Annotated in this window: 2 protein-coding genes; both read left to right on the top strand. The window is 76.1% G+C overall.

The window, feature by feature from the left end; all coding sequences use genetic code 11:
* A partial coding sequence (locus AB0C29_RS49045) for a histidine kinase (RefSeq protein ID WP_360835329.1) occupies positions 1-864 on the top strand: 864 nt, incomplete at its 5' end.
* The coding region (locus AB0C29_RS49040; protein WP_360835327.1) for a response regulator transcription factor at positions 861-1,266 on the top strand (406 nt) is incomplete at its 3' end. The genes AB0C29_RS49045 and AB0C29_RS49040, both read left to right, overlap by 4 nt.

Genomic DNA, 1,266 nt, shown 5'->3' with positions numbered 1-1,266 from the left:
CTGTGGTTCGCCGTGCATCTCGGCGTGGGCGCGATCGTGGGGCTGGCGCTGTTCGTCGCCGTGCCGGTCGCCGCGGGGCTGATCATGACGCATACCGGCTGGCCGGCCGCCGGCCTGGGCCTGCTGGGCGTGGCCCTGCTGCTCGCCACCGGTTACGCGACCGCCGGGCTGGGCGCCCTGGCCGCCGTGATGGCGCCGGTGCTGCTGGGCCCGTCGGCCGACGAACGGGTCGCGGCGGTACGGGCCGAGGCCCGCAAGCTGGCCGAGCGCAACCGGCTGGCCCGCGACCTGCACGACTCGGTCGGCCACGCGCTGACGGTGAGCGTGCTGCAGGCGGCCGCCGCCGGTGAGCTGCTGGAACGCGATCCGGCCTTCGCGCGCCGGGCGCTGACCGCGATCGAGGAGACGGGCCGCGCCGCCATGGAGGACCTGGATCAGGTCCTGGGCCTGCTCCGCGACGAGCGGTACCGGCCCGGCCGCTCCCCCACCGGCTTCACCCCGCCACAACTGAGTCAGGCGTCGGCGACGCGGCAGCCGGACCTGCGTGATCTCCCCCGGCTCGCCGCGGGCGCCGGCGCGCAGCTGGCGACCACCGGCGCGCTCGATGATGTGCCCGTGGAACTGTCCCGCGAGGCCTACCGGGTCGTGCAGGAGTCGCTGACCAACGCGCTGCGGCACGCCGCGCCCGCGCCGGTGTCGCTGCGGGTCAGCGCCCGCGGTCCGGACCTGGTCGTCGAGGTGCGCAATCCGCTGCCCGGCCGCGGGCTGGCCGGGATGCGGGAACGGGTGTCGCTGCTGGGCGGCGAGCTGGTCGCCGGTCCGGACGGCGACGACTGGCGGGTACGCGCGGAGTGGCACCGGTGAGCACCCCCGCCGAGCCGATCCGGGTGGCCGTGGTCGACGACGAGGAGCTCGTCCGGATCGGGCTGACCGCGATCATCTCCACCGCCCCGGACCTGACCGTGGTCGGTGAGGCCGCCGACGGCGCCGCCGTTCCGCCGCTGCTGGCCCGCACCCGCCCCGACGTGGTGCTCATGGACGTGCGGATGCCGGCGATCGACGGCCTCCAGGCCACCCGGCACGCACTCGCCACCGTCGCCCACCCGCCGCGCATCCTGATCATCACGACCTTCGAGCACGACGAGTACGTGTACGCCGCCCTGCGCGCCGGGGCGAGCGGCTTCCTTCTCAAGCGGGCCCGGCCGGCCGAGGTGCTGGCGGCGATCCGGGTGGTGGCGGCCGGGGAGTCGCTGCTGTTCCCGGCGG

This window comes from Actinoplanes sp. NPDC048791 (genome assembly GCF_040650095.1).
In the GTDB taxonomy this organism is placed as follows: domain Bacteria; phylum Actinomycetota; class Actinomycetes; order Mycobacteriales; family Micromonosporaceae; genus Actinoplanes.
The sequence above is the reverse complement of the archived record's forward strand: the minus strand, read 5'-3'. Positions and strand labels throughout refer to the sequence as shown.